The organism is Amycolatopsis roodepoortensis, assembly GCF_014873915.1.
GTDB lineage: Bacteria > Actinomycetota > Actinomycetes > Mycobacteriales > Pseudonocardiaceae > Amycolatopsis > Amycolatopsis roodepoortensis.
In genome coordinates this window covers 1,035,944-1,054,283 of record NZ_JADBEJ010000005.1, presented here as the reverse complement: position 1 = coordinate 1,054,283, position 18,340 = coordinate 1,035,944, and the positions used below count along the sequence as shown (strand labels likewise).

The following is an 18,340-nucleotide window of genomic DNA, read 5'->3' as shown; positions in this document are numbered from 1 at the left end:
GTTAGAGATAAGCAGGCGGAGACCTAACCTGTCAAGCGGTCGACGGAGGGTAGGATGACGGCTGTGTCGCAACGCCCCTTGATCGGCGAGCCGATCGCCCTGGATCTGCTGAACACCACGTGGCCCGAACGTGGTGAACAGCGGGACGTCTTCGACGAACCCGGCGGGGTCGCTGCCTGGCTGGCCGAGTGGGGCCTACCGGATACCCCGGGGGCGGAGGAACCGTTGCGGCACACGCGTTCCGTCCTGCGCGAGGTGCTCGAAAGCCCGGGCGCCTCCGCCGAACGCGCCCTCAACGAAGTGCTGGCGCGCGGGCGTTTGCGGCCCGAGCTGCGGCAAGACGGCCCCGAAGAAGTGATCGAGGTCGAGGAAGCGGCTTGGCGACCGGCGTGGCTCGCGGCGTACGACTACTTGAGCCTGCTTCGCGCGCGCCCGGAACGGATCAAGCGGTGCTCGGCGCATCCGGTGTGCACGCTGTACTTCGACGACACGACCCGAAACGGCACCAGGCGATGGTGCTCCATGGAAACCTGCGGCAACCGGGCGAAGGCCGCTCGTCACTATCGCCGCGAACGGACGGCCTAGAACCAGCGGCGTCGCTTCACGGCGCTTTCCTGCAGTCCCAAGCTTCCGGTCAGGAAGAAGGTCCCCGTCACGATGTTGCCGGGCGCGGGCGGCCGCTCCAGATCGGTGGCCGCGACGGCGACGTCGAGTTCGATCTCGGCGATGGTGCGGACCCGGATCCGATGGAACGCCTTGCCGGTGGCCGTGTTCACGGGGGTTTCGGCCTTGAGGACCTCGCCGGCGAACAGCGCGTGGGCGGAAGGCGTCCAGCCGGGCGAGGGTTCCTCGGGAGAGAAAATGCCGGACGGGATGAAATGGTCGGCGGCGAACTTCGGTCCGTCGTCGTCCTGCGAGGCGTAGTAGGCATCGGCGTCGGCGTGCACGGTGATGTCTTCGGCCAGGGCCGCCAGCACCAGGGAGCCGGACTCGAGCCGCCCGCCGGAGTGGGCGAGGACCGCTCGGTCTTCCAGTTCGACCGCGACGGGGCAGACCATCTCCCCGTGGACGCCGTCGAGGAGGTCGAGCATCGCGGTCTCGTCGTCGACAAGGTGAACGTCGCTCACCGGTACCGCGGGCGCCGTGCCAGCCAGGCAGGGCAGAAGGAAGTCGATCTCGCCCTTGCGAACCTGCGCGACCAGCCGGGCACCGGACGGGTCCGTCCAGACGTGTTCGCTGGTCTTCTTGCCGACCTGCCGGGCCGTGCCCGCGCTGATCAAGGAGACCACTCGCTCGCCGAACTCCTCCTGGCTGGTGACGCCGATCCCGATCGCGTCGAAATGGCTGGACATGATCATTCCCCCTCATACTGTCCGCTGGAGACTACTGGGCGGCCCGATCGAGGTCATCCAGGTTTCGGAATGCGGGTCGTGACGAACCAGGCCGCCCGCCGGGTCGGGAGTGACGAACGGGGTGCCGGTCGAACGTGTCGCGAAAGCCACTTTCGGGACATCAGGCGTCGCGAAAGTGGCTTTCGCGACACTGGCGCCGGCGGCGAGGTGGCCGGCGCGGGTGAGTGGCCGGGGCGAAGGCCGCCCTCACCGCATTGGACGCGGCGAAAGGAGCCGTCACCCCGACCACCGACCTCGCCCGGCTCGCCACCAGACCGGGTCCGATCTGCCGGTCCCGCTGTCACGCTGGGTCGGCCATTCGGCCGAGGCGCCCCCGGCCGATGAGCCGATCCAGCTGTGATCATCACCCCATAGCGTGACGACTGTCAGCAATTCGTCGTCTACGGGGAGTTCACGATAATGCTTCGCAAAACAGGCGTACTGATAGTCGGGCTGGCCGCGGCGGGAGCGGTGCTGGTACCGGGGATCGCGGCGGCGGCCGACGGGCCGACGCCCTACGTCATCGGCGGGCGCGACGCCACCGAGGACTATTCGTTCATGGTGTCGCTGCAGGAGGGCGGGCAGCACTTCTGCGGCGGCTCGCTGATCAGTGAGGACTGGGTGGTGACCGCGGCGCATTGCGTGCGGGGAGCGCAGCCGGGGCAGATCAGGACCAGGATCGGGGCGCGGCAGCACAACAGCGGGGGGACGGAGACCGGGGTCAGCCGGATCATCGTGCACCCGGACTTCACCGGGGAGGAGCCGCTGGGCCAGGACATCGCGCTGGTGCGGCTGGACAAACCGGTGACCGAGCGGCCGATCAAGATCGCCGAAGCCGTCGGCGAGGCGGGGACGGGGACCCGGATCCTCGGCTGGGGCGAGCACTGCGCCGAGCAGAACTGCGGCGCGCCGGAGATCCTCCAGGAGCTGGACACGAAGGTCAGGCCGGCGGAAGACTGCCGCAGCCTCGTCGCGGGCAAGGAGATCTGCACCGGTTCCGACACGCCGGACGCGATGGGCTGCTACGGCGACTCGGGCGGGCCGCAGATCAAGGGCAGGCCCGGTGAGTGGGAACTGGTCGGTGCCACCAGCCGCGATGGTGACGCGGATCCGAAATGCGCCAGCGGCCTTGGCATCTGGACCGATGTGACGGTGTACCGGGACTGGATCGCCGAGCAGACGGGCCGGACGCCGACCGTGGCGTGATTTCGGGGCGTGCCGCGAAAGCCACCGCGGAACTGGCTTTCGCGGCACACCCGGCTCGAGGCCGCGTCTGTTGCCCGTAGGGGCAGCCGGGCGTACCCGAAGGTCTGCCGTCGCGCGGCTGGCCGGTCGGCGCCGCCGCGACCATCGTGGGAGGACCGCCGTCCGAGGAGGTCCGCAGTGATCCATGAGGTCGATGAGGCGCTGCGCCGGCTGGTCCGGGGTGAGGCCAGGCGCGGCAGCGAGATCGAAGTCGCCTTCGACGCGCCGACCAAGGAGTGGGCGTCGCGGCGCAACGCTCCGACGGTGAACGTCTACCTCTACGACGTCCGTGAGGACCTGCGCCGCCGCTCGCGTGGCCTGCTGAACGAGTACGACCCGCTCGGCAAGGTCGCGGCGCGGCACCTGCCGCCCCGGCACATCAAGCTGTCCTATCTGGTCACCGCTTGGACGCAGCGTCCGGAAGACGAGCACCGCGTGCTGTCCGACCTGTTGCTCGGCCTGCTCGCCCACGACGCCGTCCCGGAGTCGGTGCTCACCGGGTCGCTGGCGCAGATGGGTCTTCCGGTGCCGATGACGGTCGCGTTGCCGCCGCCCGAAGACCGCGCGTTCGCCGACGTCTGGACCGCCTTGGGCGGCGAGCTGAAACCGTCACTGGACGTCGTCATCTCCGCGCCTGTCCACAGTGGACGGGTGTACCCGGCCGAACGGCCGCCGAAGGAAGGCCTGAAGCTCGACACCGGCGACGGCGACGTGGTCGGGCACCAGGTGGCGGAGAGCGGGGCGGTCGAAGGGCAACGCCGGGTCGCGATGGCGCGCACCCATCGGAAGTCCCGATGAGCCTGGAATACCTGTTCGAGCGGCTGGCCGGCCTCGAACAACGGATCCGGGACGCGGTCGAGAGCCGCCGGGCCGCCGACCCGAACCCCGACGACCCCTTCCGCGGGCTGTACCTGTCGGACGAGACGATCGACGCGCTGCTGGAAGGCCACCGTGAGCCGTTCCCGCCGTTCACGGACTCCGTGCCGGACGGCCGCCTGAACCCGTTGGCGAAGCGCGCGGGACTCACCGGTGTCGACGTCGAACTGCTGCTGGTGGCGCTCGCGCCCGACCTCGACAGCCGGTTCGAGCAGTTCTACGGCTACCTGAACGACGACGTGACCCGCCGCCGGGCGACAGCGGGCTTGGCCCTGCGCCTGTGCGGCATTCCCGAAGCGTCCGCCGCCGGCCGGGCCCGGCTCGACGCCGACGCTCCGCTGATCACGTGTGGCCTGCTCACCCTCGAGGAGCAGGACCGCCCCTTCCTGTCACGCACACTTCGCGTCCCCGACCGGGTGGTGAACCACCTGCTGGGCGACGATCGGCTCGCCCCGGAACTCGCCGGATGCGCGCGCCTCGGCATGGAGCTCACCGAGGTGTCCGGTGCGGACCGGCTCGCCCGGGCGATCAGGGGCCAGGTCGGGTTGGTCTATCTGCGGGAGCATCCCGGTGGGGGTGCCGAAGAACTCGGTGCCGCGGCGCTGACCGGAGCCGGGTTTCCCGCGCTGGTGGTCGACGCGGCGCGGTGGCAGGGCGAGCTCACCGGTTCGCTCGTGCGGGAGGCGTTGCTGCGTGGGGCGGGTCTGGTGCTGGGCCCGGTCGACGATTCCCCCCATCTGGAGAAACTCGTTCATCCGGCTGTCCCGGTGATCGTGCACGGCACCGGGGCCTGGGACCCGCGGTGGAGCGCCATCCCGCCGTTGCAGCTCGACGCTTTCCCCCTGTCCGCGACGAGCCGGGTGGGTCTTTGGCGCGGCCATCTCGACGGTGTGCTCGCGCCGGATGTCGACCCGGGAGCGGCGACCGCGCATTTCGTGCTGGGGCCGGGGCAGATCGCCCGTGCCGCGAAGGCGGCGTCGGTGACGGCGCTGGCCGATGGCGGGCCGGTGCGGACGTCCCACCTGCGCGCGGGCGCGCGGAGCCAGAACGCGGCCGGTCTGCAGCGGCTCGCCCGGCGGATCGAACCCGTCGTCGGCTGGAGCGACCTCGTGCTGCCCGCGGGCGTACTGTCCCTTTTGGACGAACTGGCCGCGCGGGCACGCTACCGGGACCAGGTGCTCGACGAGTGGCGGATGCGGCCGGGCGGCGGCCGCGGCCGGGGGGTGACGGGGCTGTTCGCCGGGGATTCGGGGACGGGCAAGACGATGTCGGCCGAGGTCATCGCCGCCTCGCTGGGGATGGATCTGTACACCGTGAACCTGGCGACCGTGGTCGACAAATACGTCGGAGAGACGGAAAAGAACCTGGAACGGATCTTCACCGAGGCCGCCGGTGTCAACGGGGTGCTGCTGTTCGACGAGGCGGACGCGATCTTCGGCAAGCGGTCCGAGGTCCGTGACGCGCACGACCGGTACGCGAACATCGAAAGCGCGTATCTGTTGCAGCGGATGGAAACCTTCGACGGCATCGCGGTGCTGGCCACCAACCTGCGGGCGAACCTCGACGAGGCGTTCACCCGCAGGCTGGACGTGATCGTGGACTTCCCGTTGCCGGACGTCGAGTTGCGGCGTCAGCTGTGGGACCGCTGCCTCGGCGCCCGGCTGCCCCGGGCCGACGACCTGGACCTGGGTTTCCTGGCCGAAGCGTTCGAGCTCGCCGGAGGACATATCCGCTCGGCCGCGGTGACCGGCGCGTATCTGGCCGCGGAGGCCGGACGCCCGGTGGCGATGCCGGATCTGGTCGGCGCGGTCGCGCGGGAGTATCGCAAGCTGGGCCGGCTGTGCCTGGACCGCGAGTTCGGCCCGTACCTGGCGATGGTGACCGACGGCTGACCTGCCCGTTCGGGCAGCCGATGCCGCCCCTTCGGCCGTGCGAGGCAGCCTGGTGCGCAGCGCCGCGACGGCGCAAGCTGGACAGGCGGCGTAGCGACCCGAGGGAGCGGACCATGCGCGGGCACAGTCACGACAACGACTTCGAAGCGAGCCTGCGGCCGAAAGGCGACCGGCTGGAGCGGGACGAGGGCGGCCTGCTGGGCCGCGCCGCCGCGGCCGGGCGTCCCGACGTCCTCGGCCCCGCCGGCATGCTGGATCTGCAGCGTGCGGTGGGAAACGCCGGTGCGAGCACCCTGGTCGAAGAGGAACGTTCGCCGGTGCACGACGTCGTCGGCTCCGGTGGCGGTTCGCCGCTGGACACCGAGACCCGGGCGGATATGGAAGGCCGCTTCGGGCACGACTTCGGCGACGTCCGGGTGCACACCGACGGCGCGGCGCACGACTCGGCGAAGGCCGTCAACGCGCAGGCCTACACGGTCGGTTCGAACATCGTGTTCCAGCGGGACAAGTACGACCCGGGGTCGGACGCGGGCAAGCACATGCTGGCGCACGAGCTGACGCATGTCGTTCAGCAGCGGAGCGGGCCGGTGGACGGGACCGACGCCGGCGGCGGGGTGAAGGTCTCGGATCCCTCGGATCGGTTCGAGCGCGAGGCGGTCGCGAACGCGGACCGGCTGATGTCCGCCCCGGCGCCTGCACCTTCACCTGCCGTCCAGCGTTGCGAGGACGACGGCGATGCGCACGTTCAGCGCGAAGAAGCTCCTGAGGCCGAGGAAGGCGAAGAGGAGAAGATGGCGCAGACGTACGTGCAGCGCGAGGAAGAAGCCGAAGAAGAGGCCTAGTTCCGGGTCGTGAGTGGTGATGCCGGTTAGAGCCAAGGGTTTCTTGGCTACCTACGGTCGGGCGGTTTCGCGTGACCGAGGAAACGACACACGTGACTGGACGCGCTGCCCAGTCTGTATCGGCGTTTCTTGCTCGCCGGAGCCTTGCTGAGTGCCGCCCCGGCCCGGCACCACCCTCTGAACATGTCGCGAAAGCCACTTTCGGGACGTCTGGTGTCCCGAAAGTGGCTTTCGCGACACCGCTCCCCATGACGGACAAGGGCCCGGAACCGACAGTCGCCGAAAGCTCGTGAGTGATGATGACGGTTAGAACCATCATTGCCACTCACGACTCCCTGGAAAGAGTCCGTCAGGTGCCGTCCGGCCCCTTGAAACCAGGCTGGATGGTCCAGATACCTGTTCCGCTTTCCGCGGCGCCGTTGGATTTGTTGCAGGTTCCGCACATGCCGTGGAGATTTTCGAGGTCGTTGAAGAACTTCGTGCGGGCATCCTGATCGGACTTGCGGCCGGTGGCGTTCCAGTGCTTGATCACGGAAGGTTCCTTGTGATCGAGGTTTATCGCGGTGTTTCCTATTCCCGGAACCAGGTGCGGCGTCTTGTAGTCCTTGCCGGGACAGATGTAGGAGGTGCTCATCGTGAACACCGGGTCGTGCCGCCAGCGAGTCGCTTCCCGCAGTTTCTGGCTCATCAGGCGGCTGAGTTCCGACTGGCGCTTGAGTTTGGCGGGGCCGTTGAAGCCTCCGTAGAACGTGGGGCGGAACTTTCCGTCGGTGCGGAACTCGGAGCGGACCTCGCCGCCCAGCACGTAGGTGGACTCTTTGAGCATGTCCAGGTCGATCTCGTGACCGATCGCCTGCAGAGTCGAGGCGATGAGGCGCCGCTCCTGCCAGATCTGGGCCTCGGCGTTCTGGATTTCCTCCTTGGCGTTCGTGGCGAGGGCGTCCTTCAGTTTCGTCTCGTGCCCGACAACGATGCCGCGCATTTGAGAGATCTGGGTTCCCACGGCGGGTCTGCTCTTGATCATGTCGTGCTCGAGTGCTCGGTCGATCTTGTCCACCAGGGGATCGGCATCGCTCGCCATCATCAGGACCGGACGGCCGCCGCGGACTTCCATGTAGAGGGAGTGACTGTTGCCCTTCATGGTGACCGCGGTCTTCTTCTTGAGTTTGGCGAACAGCGCGTCTTTGAGGGACTTCGCGCCTTCGACGACCTTGGCTCCCGTGCCCTTCAGCTTCGTCCAGATCTTCTTGCCCGCCTTGACGATCGTCCCGACCACCGTGTCGATCACCTTGCCGACGGGGGCCTGGACCTTCTCCAGGATCGACTTGATCTTCTCCGAGATCCCGCCCAGCCCGAGCAGGCTCGCCAGGAACCCGAGCACCATCGGCAGCGCCTTGGCCAAGGTCCGCTCGATCAGGCCCGCCACGGCGCCCGCCCCGCCCCGGGCGATCGACTCGACCGAGTCCAGCACCGACGAGACGAACTCCTTGACCCGGGCGGCCTTGTCGACGAAGAACATCACGATGTCGTAGATCGCCTTGCAGGCCTTGATGAACGCGGCCGCCGGGTTGAGCATCGAGATGATCCAGGTGATCCCCGCCTTGACGATCTTCTCGATCACGAATTCCTTGATCTGGCCGAGCACCAGTTCCTTGAGGTCGCCCAGTTTCTCGACCACCCAGCGCCAGAGTCCCGGTACGCCCTCGGTGATCAGGATCTTGACCACCTCGAATGTCTGCTCCAGCTTGGCGAGCACGGGTTCCGGGATGAAGCGGAGGATCCGCGCGCGGACGCTCGCCCAGGTGAGCCCGAGGAGCGACATGATCATCTTCAGGATGCCCTTGGCGTCCAGCGTCTCCGGGATCTCGATTCCCGCGCTCGCCAGGTTCCCGAGCAACCAGGCCTTCAGCCCGTCCTTGAGGTGCTGCACGATGTTCGCGCCGAAGTTCATGACACCGGTCTTGACCGCGTTGACCAGGTTGCCGAGGAACTCGATCGGTTTGGCGATGATCAGGCCGACCGCGTTCGCCGCCCGCGACAGCACGCCCAGCAGCATGTCCTTCAGCTTGAGGATCGTGTCGATCGCGCCGCCGACCGCCTCCTTCGCCTTGTCCCACAGGCCTTTGTTCTCCGCCTGCAGCGCCTTGATCTCCTCGTCGACGGCGTTGCGGGCTTCGCTGTACTTCTGTGCCAGATCGTCGACCAGCGACTGCTGTTTCTCGTCGACGGAACTCTCGAGCTCGTCGAACTGGCTCCCGAACTCCTTGGCGGCCTCGCCCGCGATCTTGCGCAGGGCGGGGGACTGCGAGTCGACCTTCTGTTTCACACGCTCGCGGCCTTCGGCGATCAGCCGTTTCGCTTCGGTCAGCTGCTGCCCGACGAAATCGGCGATCTCCCCGATGACGCCCTGCATCTTCGACTCGTAGACCTTCTTGGCTTCGAGGAAGAGGTTGTTCGCCTCGGCGGGCAGGCCGGCGAACAGGTCGTAGGTCCAGCGGGCCGCGCCGGTGACGCCGTCGTAGCGTTCGTCCTTGTACTTCTTCATCCGGGCCTGGTGGTCGGCGGTGAACGCGGCCTTCGCCGCCGCTTCGCCGGTCTCGAACCGTTTGGCCACCTGGTCGTCGAGCGCGCCGAGGACACCCTCGACCTTCGTCTTGGTCTCGTCGAAGATCGCCTTGATCTCCGCGGTGATCCGGGCCCGATCCTGCTCGTCCTTGGCCTTCGTGGCGGACTTCACCGCCTGCCCGCGTTGCCCGGCGGACGACCGCGCGCCGGTCATCCCCGCCATCGCGGCCTGGCCGGACGCCTGCGCCGCGCCGGTGACGGCGGCCAGCGTGCCCGCTTCCGACTCGCGAACCGCCGCGGGCGCCGCCGCCGTGTGCTGCTCGCCTTCTCGTTTCGCGGCGAGCGCACCGGTGAACTCGGGCTCGTTGGACTGTGCGAGCTGCTCGTCGGTGACTCCGGCTTCGGCCATTTTGCCGTGGGTCTCGCACTGATCGGCGCGCAGATCGGTTTGGCCGGGCGGAGCCTTGTCCGGTGTGGCCTTGCGGGGGTCCGGCGCGGACAACGCGGGCGGCGGCGGGGTTTCCGGTAGTGGTTTCACCGGTTTTTCCGCGGCCTTGCCGGTGTCCGGCGCTTCTTTGGTGCGGTCGGTGACGTCCTTGGCGGAAGCGTCCTTCCCGCTGGTGACCTTGCCCATCACTTCGGACTTGATCTGGTCCGCCTTGCCGGAGGAGGCGAACTTGTCGGCTTCGTCGAGATTCTTGGGCGCCTGCTTGGCCACGGCGGCGTTGACCGCGGCGACGAAGGCGGCCTTGTCGAACCCGGCCGGTTTGGCGGCGGCCATCTTGTCCGCCTGCGCGGCCTTGGCCTGAGCCTCTTTGTCGTCGGCGGGCGCGACCGCGGCGTCCTGGGCCTTCTTGACCTCCGCAGTGGCAGGCGGATGCGCTTTGACCGCTTTCGCCTGTCCGCTGACGTCCTTCTTGAGCGACCCGAACTTCGGGTCCGACGCGGGCGTCACCCCGGTGGGCGCGACCGGGGGAGCGGGGCAGGTGCTGCGCTGCAAACCGACGAGCCGGGTCACCGCCGCGTTGCCCGCGGCGGCCTGCAGCCGCAGCAGCGCCGGCGGGGTGGCACGGCGCGCGGGCTTGTCCGGCCGCGCGGGTCGCGCGGCCGGGGCCTGTACCACCTTGTCCCGGCCCGCCGGCATGCCTTCACTTTCGGCTTCGCCGTCCCAATTGCCAACAGCCGGAAGGGCGGGCCCCGCTGCCCGAACGGGCAGCTGCCTTTTCGGGCAGAGATTGGTTCCCGCTGACCTATCCGCTCGGTCGTTCCGCCGTGCGCGCCCACACCGGAGCATCGCCGATGACAGAGAGTGCACCGACAAGGGAGGCACGCATGCCCACCTATCTCACCCCGGGTGTGTACGTCGAGGAGATCGAGGCGGGCGCCCGGCCGATCGAGGGTGTGGGCACCGCCGTCGCCGCCTTCGTCGGTTTCGCGGCGGACGGCCCCTTCAACACGCCCACCCTGGTGTCCAACTGGACCCAGTTCACCCAGACCTTCGGCGACTTCGTCGAAGGCTGCTATCTGGCCCAGTCGGTCTACGGCTATTTCCTCAACGGTGGGGCCAACTGCTACATCGTCCGCATCGGCGGCCCTCGGGGCCAGGAAAACGGTGCGGCGCCGAAGGCCGCGACGCGGCAGGCCGTGCTCGGCGGCTACCGATTCGTCGCGAAGGAACTCTCGGGTGGCGGCCAGCCCGGTGAACTCACCGTCGAGGTCACGGAACCGACCGGGGAGAATCCCGGCGACGACCGGTTCACCGTGCTCGTCAAGAAGGACGGCAAGGTCGTCGAGACCCACAACGTGACCACCAAGCGCACCAAGGAGAACGTCGTCACGCTGGTGCGCGAGATGTCCAGCTTCATCACCATCGAAGAGCTCGCGACCGGTGGCGCGGTGGCGAAACCGGACCGGGGCACCGCCGTGCTCACCGAGCCGCCGCAGCCACCGCCCGTCCCGCGTCGCATCGCGGCGGACGACTACGTCGGCGACGTCGCCGATCGCACCGGTTTCGGTGGCCTGGAGGCGATCGACGAGATCACCATGGTCGCGGTGCCGGACCTGATGGCCGCCCACCAGCGCGACCTGATCGACCTCGACGGCGTCAAGGCCGTCCAGCTCGCGATGATCGCGCACTGCGAGCTGATGGGCGACCGGATGGCGATCGTCGACCCGCCGCCCGGGCTCAACCCGCAGGAGATCCGCTCCTGGCGGATGGACCAGGCCGGATACGACTCGAAGTACGCGGCGCTGTACTACCCGTGGGTGCAGGTGCTCGACGCCGCCAGCGGGACCAACACGTTCGTGCCGCCGAGCGGATACATGGCGGGGGTCTGGGCGCGCACCGACGCGACCCGCGGTGTCCACAAGGCACCGGCCAACGAGGTCGTTCGCGGTGTGCTGGCGCTCGAAACCCACCTGACCAAGGCGGAGCAGGAGCTGCTCAACCCGATCGGCGTGAACTGCGTGCGCTCCTTCGCGGGCAAGGGGATCCGGATCTGGGGCGCGCGCACGTTGTCGAGCGACCCGGCGTGGCGCTACCTCAACGTGCGGCGGCTGTTCAACTACCTCGAAGAGTCGATCCTCAACGGTACCCAGTGGGTCGTGTTCGAGCCGAACGACGACGCGCTGTGGGCCAGGATCCGGCGCACGATCAGCGCTTTCCTGGTGATGGAGTGGCGCAAGGGCGCGTTGTTCGGCCTCACTCCCGACGAGGCCTTCTTCGTGAAGTGCGACCGGGAGACCAACCCGGCCGAGGGGATCGATCTCGGCCAGGTGATCTGCGAAGTGGGCATCGCGCCGGTCAAACCGGCGGAGTTCGTGATCTTCCGGCTGGCCCAGATGTCCGGCGGCACCAGCCTGGTCAACGAATAGTGAAAGGGCTCCGAAATGGCACTTCCCGATCTTGACAAGGCCGTCGGCTGCTCCTTCGGGCTGGAGATCGACGGCGTTCAGATCAAGCAGATCTCCGAGGTCTCCGGACTGAAGATGGAGCAGGACGTCATCGAGCTCAAGCAGAACACCGTGGACGGCAAGTACGTCATCAAGAAGCTCCCCGGCCGCCCGAAGGCGGGCGAGGTGACGCTGACCCGCGGCCTGACCGAAGACAGCAGCTTCGAGAAGTGGGTCAAGGACGCGCACTTCGGCAAGATGGGTTCCGCGCGTAAGGGCGGCGCGATCATCGTCTACGACTACGAAGGCACCCCGCTCAAACGCTACAAGCTCACCAACGCGTGGCCGAAGAGCCTGGAGATAGGTGCGCTGAAGGCGGGCGACACCAGTGTGCTTACCGAAAAGCTCGTGGTCACCTACGAGCAGATGGAAGTCGAGTGAGCCCATGCGCAGGGTGATGGCGTCGGCGCCGGCCGAAGAAGCCCCGGTCGTGCCGGAGGAGCAGTCTCGGCCGAAACTGCGGACCGAGTTCGCCTTCGAGCTCCCGCGCGGGTACGTCGACGACGCGGGGAAGGTGCACCACTCCGGGGTGATGCGGCTGGCGACCGCGCGGGACGAGCTCGTCCCGCTGCGGGACGACCGGGTCCGCGAGAACTCGGCCTTCCTCACGGTGGTGCTGCTGGCGAGGGTGATCACCCGGATCGGCGACGTCACCGACGTGCACGCCGGGGTCATCGAGAACCTGTTCGCTTCCGATCTGGCGTTCCTGCAGGACATGTACCGCCGGATCAACAGCGAAGGCCATACGCGGGCGGGTGTCGCCTGCCCGGAGTGCGGCCACGAGTTCGTCGTCGACGTCGCCGGTGGCCGCCTGGGGGAATCGTGACGTACGCGGCCGGACGGCTGCACGAGGAAGTCGCGTACGTCGCCTATCACCTGCACTGGTCGCTCGACGACATCCTCGACCTCGAACACCACGACCGGTTGACCTACGTCGCCGAGATCGCCCGGATCAACACCCGGATGAGCGAGGGACGGTGACGTGGCGATGTGGAGGTGGCGCAGGAAGGAGCCGGGCTCGCCCCCGGAAACGCCGGCCACGCTGGCGGTGACCCGTGGCGACTGGCGAAGCCTGCCGCCGATCCAGCGCGTCGTCGCCGAGCATCCGCTGATCAACCCGGTGCAGCGGTTCAGTTCGTCGCTGACGTCCTGGCGGAGCCCGGCTTATCTGGAACCGCTGGGCCATCGCGTCGGTCCGGCGGAGCCCGCGGGGGTCATCGGTGGTCTCGCGCGGGCACCGATGCCGGCGCCGGACATGCCCGTAGTGCAGCGTTCGGCCCGCAAACGTGGCGTGTTGTCACGCCTGTGGGGAATGTCGGTGCAACGCGAGGCCGAGCCGGATTCGCCTGTGGCCGAAAGTCCTGCCCCGGAAGCGGAATCCACGACCGAGCGGCCGCACGAGGAGCCGTCGCCGGACGGGCCGGTTTTCGAGCCGACGCCCGCGTTCGTGCTACCGGTCGTCGCGGCCGCGTCGCGTGAAGCCGGCCGGCCTTCGATGCCGTCGACGTTCACCGATCCGCCGGTGAGGACCGTCCAGGCCGTCCGGCAGGAAGCCCCGATGCCTCCGGCTCGCTCGCAGAACTCGGCGGTCGAACAGTCTTTTGTGGACAGTCCAGCGCCGTCCGAGCTGACACCGGACCACGGCTCGGTGGACTCGGAGCCCGAACCGGCGGATACCCGGACGTTCGAGACGGTGCCTGTCCAGCCAGTGCCCGATTCCGCGCAGCCCTCCGTCAGCGAGCCGGCTGCCTCGGAAAAGGCTCCGGTGCGGCCGCCGCTTCCGGTCGTCCAACGGACCGAGCAGGCCGCGCCATCGCCGCGGCGGCTCGGGCTCGGCGCACCGATCGTGCCGGACGCGGGTGCGACGCGAACGCCGGTTTCGCCGCCTGCCGTCGAGTCGCCTGCCGCCGAGCCGATCGCCGCCGAACCCGAGGCGCCCGTACCGGCAGCCGAAGACAGTGTCGCGGAGACGGACGCGCCGCTGACGGGTGCCGTCGAAACCCCGGTGCTTCCCGCGTTGCCTGCCGAAGAGACCGCGCCGGTCCTGGACGACGTTCCGCGGCCGGTCGCACGGATCGCGGAGGGAGCGGAACGGATTCCACCGGCGGGGCCGGTCGAGACGCCGACGCTGGGCACCTCGGCAACGGTGTCGCGGACGTCCGCGGCGGAGGCTGTCCAGCGTTCGGTTGTCGAGTCGGCGCTGGAGGTGTCGTCGCCGAAGCGGCAGGCCTTGCGGACATCGGCGGCGGAGGGCGTCCAGCGTTCGGTTGTCGAGTCGGCGCTGGAGACGCCGTCACCGAAGCGGCAGGCTATGCGGACATTGGCGGCGGAGGCTGTCCAGCGTTCGGTTGTCGAATCGGCGCTGGAGGTGTCGTCGCCGAAGCGGCAGGACATGCGGTCATCGGCGGCGGAGGCTGTTCATCGTTCGGTTGTCGAGTCGGCGCTGGAGACGCCGTCACCGAAGCGACAGGACATGCCGACGGTCTTCAAGCCGGTGCAACGTCTCCGCGACGAAACACCGCTACCGGGACCTGCCGGTGCCGGACCGCCGGGGACGCCCGAAAAAGACGCGGCGATCACGGTCTTCTCGCGATCTTCGCCGATCACTACCTTCGATTCCCTCGAAGCCGCGGAGCCGCCCGGCTCAGTGAGTGCTTCATCCCCAACGGAGCAAACGGCACCGCTGCCGGTGGCACGGGCCATCGAAGGTGCGGCCGTCACATCACCCGTACCGGCGAGCCGGCCGACGCTCGCCGCCCCGGCCGACGAGCGCGCGCAGCTGCCCACACTCACCGTGTCCCGGAAGGTCGAGTCTCGCCGAAACACGAACCCGCTGCCGTCGGTCCGGGGCCTGGACGGCCCGGCGCCGTCGAAGATCGAACCGAGCCCGGAGCCGCGAACGACCAGTACGGTTCTTCTGACACCCGCCGCTCCCCGGGAGGACGGGGCAGTGGCCCAGCCGATGGCGGCACTTCCGGTCTCGAGAATCGCCGACCGTCCCGACCCGGCTCCGCGGCCGCTGTTGCCGCGCAACGGCAACCCGGTGAGCGCCGAGGGAACCGGGCCGTTGCCGGTGGCGAGGATCGCCGAAGCCGCGCCACCCCTACAGACCGGTCGACGATCCACAATGGACACCCTGCGGACCGTGCAACGCACCGCACAGGGTGAGGCAGTCGATCACGGCACGGGCCTTGTACTCAACGTGCCGCCCGTCGTCGTGTCGCGACAGTCCGAGGCTCCGGTCCTCCAGCGCGAGCCGGAAGTACCACCGCCGGAGCCTGTCGCACCGCCGGTCACGACGTCGGCCGCGGCGGCGGCACCGGCCGCGCAGCCGGAGACCGAGGAACTCGTCAAGAAGCTTTTCGACCCGCTGCTCCGGCGGCTGAAGACCGAACTCCGCCTCGACCGTGAGCGCCGCGGCGCGCTCACCGATCGCCCGCACTGAAGGAGAAACCGATGCCGGACGCGGAAGAAGCCGTCGCCGTCTGTTACGTCGTCAAGCTCGACGACAAGAACCTCGGCAACCTCGGTGCCTTCAGCAGTTGCGACGGGCTGGGCTGCGAGTTCGTCATGGAGCAACGGGAAGAGGGCGGCAACAACGGGATGGTGTGGCAGCTCCCGACGCGGATCAAGTACTCCAACGTCAAGCTCTCCCGTCCGGTCACCGAGGCCAGCTCGCAGATCACGAAGTGGTTCGCCGACATGGCGGGCGGCATCCAGCGCAAGACCGCGACCATCGAAGCGCGCACCCTCGAAGGCACCGTGATCGCCAGCTGGTCGCTGGAGGGTGTCGTCCCCGTGCGCTGGAGCGGGCCCCAGCTTTCGCCCGACTCGCCGAAGGTCGCCACCGAGACCCTCGAACTGGCCCACCACGGCTTTCTCAGCCCGGCGAAGAAGGGCTAGCCATGTCCTCGCCCGTCACGTTCACTTCCGCCGGATCCCAGCCGCCCGCGGCGTACGGCTCCGGCGAACCGGCGCCGAACAACCTTCAGCGCGCGCTGCTCGAAGTCCGCAAACCCCCGCAGTCCGGCGGCACCGGGCAGCCAGGCGCCAAGCTGTTCGAGATCAAGTTCCAGTTCAACCCCAAGGAACTCTCGCTCACCAAGAACGCCAAATGGGGCCGTGACCCGCAGCGCAACGCGAAGAAGAGCGGGCCACCCGAGTTCAAGGGTTCGGATCCGTGCAAGCTCGCGCTGGAGATGTTCCTCGACGCCACCGACAAGATGGACGACGCCGTCGTCAAGAAGGTCGAGCAGCTCTTCACCTGCTGTGTCGCCACCGAGGAAAGCCGGCAGCACGGCAAGGGTTCGCCGCCGTGGGTGATCTTCAAATGGGGCGGGATGACCGGGTTCCCCGCGTACGTCGCCAACGTCACCGCGAAGTACACGCTGTTCACCCCGTCGGGTACTCCGGTGCGCGCGGTGTGCACGGTGAACCTGGAGGAGATCGCCGGCGAGCTGAGCGGGCAGAACCCGACCTCGGGCGCGCTGGCCGCGCGGGACACGCATGTGTTCGTCGCCGGTGATTCCCTGCAGGCGGTGGCGTTCCGGGCCTACGGCGACGCGGGGAAGTGGCGCGAGATCGCCGACGCCAACGACATCGACGACCCGATGCGCATGCGGCCCGGCACCCGGTTGCTCGTGCCCGCACTGGAGGAACTCGATGGCTAACGAGAGCTTCGCGAACAACCTCATCGTCGAGGTCGCCGGAGGACCGCTGCCCGACGACGTGAAGACGCTGCTCTCCTACGCCTACGTCGACGACAGCCGGAACCTGCCGGACATGTTCGTCCTGCGCTTCCGCGACTCCGGGCACGTGGTGCTGGACAAGGGGAAGTTCACCGTCGGGGTGCCCGTCAAACTGAAAGTGCAGACCTCCGACCCCGAAGGGCCGCAAGAGCTGCTTTCCGGCGAGGTCACCGCGGTCGCGATCGACCTCGATCGGATCGGCACCTTCACCGAGGTACGCGGCTACGACCACGCGCACCGGCTGTTCCGCGGCCGCCGGGTCGCGGTCTACCCGGGCATGAGCCTCGCCGACGTCGTCAGGAAGGTGACCCAGCGGGCCGGGCTGAAGGTCGGCAAGATCGACGCGGTCCGCGGGGTCGGCGGCCGCCCGCATACGCAGTTCAGCCAGGACAACGTGAGCGACTGGGAGTTCCTGTCCCGGCTGGCCGAATCGGTCGGCGCCCAGATCGCGGTACGCGGCGGCGCCCTGGACTTCAGTCTCGCCGAGAAGCCTTCGGCCGCTCCCGCCGTCACCGCGAAGGCCAACACCGACCCGCTGGTGCTCGAAGCACATCGGACGCTGGTGAGCCTGCGCGCCAGCGTCACCGCGGCCGAGCAGGTGCCCGAGGTCGAGGCCCGCGGCTGGGACATCGAGCGGAAGCAGCCACTGGTGGCCGTCGAAAAGCCGACGAACGCGGGAACCGAGGTCGAGGGCGTCGACCCGGTCGCGCTCGCGAAGAAGTTCGCCAGCCCCAAATACGTCTCGGCGGACACACCGCGGCGGACCCAGGCCGAAGCGAAGGCCGCGGCGGTCGCGCTGTCCGAACGGCTCGGCGGCGCCTGCACCGAACTCGACGGGGTGGCCAAGGGCAATCCGAAGCTCCGGGCGGGCGCGGCGGTGACGCTGACCGGCGTCGGCAAACCGTTCGCCGGCAAGTACACGCTCACCAGCACCCGGCACCTGTTCAACGCGGAAGTCGGCTACACCACCGAGTTCGCCGTCTCCGGCAGGCAGGAACGCTCGCTCTACGGGCTGGTCGCCGGTGGCCAGGGGGCCTCGGCGTGGCCTGGAGTGGTGCCGGCGGTGGTCAGCGACGCGAGGGATCCCGCCGGGCTCGGCCGGGTCAAGCTGACTTTTCCCTGGCTGGACCAGAACTTCACCAGCAACTGGGCGCGCACGGTGCAGCCCGGCGCCGGGAACGGGCGGGGCGCGGTGGTCCTGTCCGAGGTCGGCGACGAAGTGCTCGTCGGCTTCGAGCAAGGCGACTTCGAGGCGCCGTACGTCCTGGGCGGGTTGTATAACGGCGTAGACGCGGTCCCGAAGTTCACCGCGTCGCCGATCGACGGCAACAGCGGCGAGATCGCCGTCCGGGGCTTCGTTTCGCGCAAGGGGCACAAGCTCGAATTCGCCGAACAGGACGGCATCGTCGTCGCCTCCGGTGACGGGAAGCTGGTGGTCAAACTCGACCAGAAGAACCAGATGATCGAGGTGACCAGCGGCAAGGGCGTCACGGTGAAGGCGCGGAACGGGGTGAGCATCGACGCCGGCAGCGGCCCGCTGGAGCTCAAGGGCCAGAAGGTTTCCGTGAAGTCGATGACCGAAGCGACCGTCGAGGCGAGCAGCAGCCTGAAGCTGTCGGGCACGGCGGGTGTGCAGGTCGAAGGCGCGACGGTCGCGGTCAAGGGACAGGGCCAGGCGGAGCTGTCCGCGAGCGGCATGGTGACCGTGCGCGGCAGCGTGGTCAAGATCAACTGAGGGGAGGCGGAGCCGGGATGTATGCGACAGACGCTCGCGGCGTGTCGCGAAAGCCACTTTCGCGACACCTGACGTCCCGAAAGTGGCTTTCGCG

The 18,340-nt window shown here is 68.7% G+C and carries 15 protein-coding genes; 13 read left to right on the top strand and 2 right to left on the bottom strand.

The features are described 5' to 3' along the window. Window positions 1-54 precede the first annotated feature (54 nt). Entirely contained in the window at window positions 55-585 is a 531-nt protein-coding gene (locus H4W30_RS24215; RefSeq protein ID WP_192744958.1) for a CGNR zinc finger domain-containing protein, read from the top strand. Here H4W30_RS24215 and H4W30_RS24210 read toward each other — a convergent pair. Next, on the bottom strand, window positions 582-1,352 hold the full coding sequence (locus H4W30_RS24210) for a hypothetical protein (protein WP_192744957.1): 771 nt from the start codon (window positions 1,350-1,352) through the stop codon (window positions 582-584). The two genes, H4W30_RS24215 and H4W30_RS24210, sit on opposite strands and share 4 nt — an antisense overlap. A gap of 459 nt (window positions 1,353-1,811) precedes the next feature. Between H4W30_RS24210 and H4W30_RS24205 the strand changes: the two genes are divergently transcribed. The 4 genes from H4W30_RS24205 (at window position 1,812) to H4W30_RS24190 (ending at window position 6,246) form a co-directional block, all read left to right on the top strand. Next, window positions 1,812-2,597: a S1 family peptidase gene (locus tag H4W30_RS24205; RefSeq protein ID WP_192744956.1), complete on the top strand. Its 786-nt coding sequence runs from the start codon at window positions 1,812-1,814 to the stop codon at window positions 2,595-2,597. Between the two features lie 177 nt (window positions 2,598-2,774). Continuing rightward, the gene (locus H4W30_RS24200; protein ID WP_192744955.1) at window positions 2,775-3,434 is read left to right on the top strand and encodes a DUF4255 domain-containing protein; all 660 of its coding nucleotides are present in this window, start codon (window positions 2,775-2,777) and stop codon (window positions 3,432-3,434) included. Next, entirely contained in the window at window positions 3,431-5,404 is a 1,974-nt protein-coding gene (locus H4W30_RS24195) for an ATP-binding protein (RefSeq protein ID WP_192744954.1), read from the top strand. The genes H4W30_RS24200 and H4W30_RS24195 overlap by 4 nt, the downstream gene beginning before the upstream one ends. Before the next feature lie 113 nt (window positions 5,405-5,517). After that, entirely contained in the window at window positions 5,518-6,246 is a 729-nt protein-coding gene (locus H4W30_RS24190) for an eCIS core domain-containing protein (protein ID WP_192744953.1), read from the top strand. Window positions 6,247-6,595: 349 nt separating this feature from the next. Here H4W30_RS24190 and H4W30_RS24185 read toward each other — a convergent pair whose 3' ends face one another. Further along, window positions 6,596-9,955: a hypothetical protein gene (locus H4W30_RS24185; RefSeq protein WP_225949853.1), complete on the bottom strand. Its 3,360-nt coding sequence runs from the start codon at window positions 9,953-9,955 to the stop codon at window positions 6,596-6,598. Window positions 9,956-10,143: 188 nt separating this feature from the next. Between H4W30_RS24185 and H4W30_RS24180 the strand changes: the two genes are divergently transcribed. From H4W30_RS24180 to H4W30_RS24145, 8 genes are read left to right on the top strand one after another with little or no spacing between them, the layout of a single operon-like run. Then, on the top strand, window positions 10,144-11,685 hold the full coding sequence (locus H4W30_RS24180; protein ID WP_192744952.1) for a phage tail sheath family protein: 1,542 nt from the start codon (window positions 10,144-10,146) through the stop codon (window positions 11,683-11,685). Window positions 11,686-11,700: 15 nt separating this feature from the next. Continuing rightward, window positions 11,701-12,144, top strand: coding sequence for a phage tail protein (locus tag H4W30_RS24175; RefSeq protein ID WP_191250584.1), 444 nt, complete (start codon window positions 11,701-11,703; stop codon window positions 12,142-12,144). A gap of 4 nt (window positions 12,145-12,148) precedes the next feature. Further along, a complete protein-coding gene (locus tag H4W30_RS24170) occupies window positions 12,149-12,589 on the top strand; it encodes a hypothetical protein (RefSeq protein WP_192744951.1) in 441 nt (146 codons plus the stop codon). Then, complete coding sequence (locus tag H4W30_RS24165) at window positions 12,586-12,744, top strand: DUF6760 family protein (protein WP_016333592.1); 159 nt, start codon at window positions 12,586-12,588, stop codon at window positions 12,742-12,744. Before H4W30_RS24170 ends, H4W30_RS24165 begins: the two co-directional genes overlap by 4 nt. Before the next feature lies 1 nt (window position 12,745). Further along, entirely contained in the window at window positions 12,746-15,208 is a 2,463-nt protein-coding gene (locus H4W30_RS24160) for a hypothetical protein (protein ID WP_192744950.1), read from the top strand. A gap of 11 nt (window positions 15,209-15,219) precedes the next feature. Next, window positions 15,220-15,666 carry a phage tail protein gene (locus H4W30_RS24155; protein WP_126730957.1) on the top strand — a complete coding sequence of 149 codons (447 nt, stop codon included), beginning with the start codon at window positions 15,220-15,222 and terminating at the stop codon, window positions 15,664-15,666. Between the two features lie 2 nt (window positions 15,667-15,668). Then, window positions 15,669-16,433 (top strand): CIS tube protein, encoded by a 765-nt coding sequence (locus H4W30_RS24150; protein WP_126730959.1) that lies wholly within the window; start codon window positions 15,669-15,671, stop codon window positions 16,431-16,433. Beyond that, a complete protein-coding gene (locus H4W30_RS24145; RefSeq protein ID WP_192744949.1) occupies window positions 16,426-18,246 on the top strand; it encodes a VgrG-related protein in 1,821 nt (606 codons plus the stop codon). Before H4W30_RS24150 ends, H4W30_RS24145 begins: the two co-directional genes overlap by 8 nt. Window positions 18,247-18,340 lie beyond the last annotated feature (94 nt).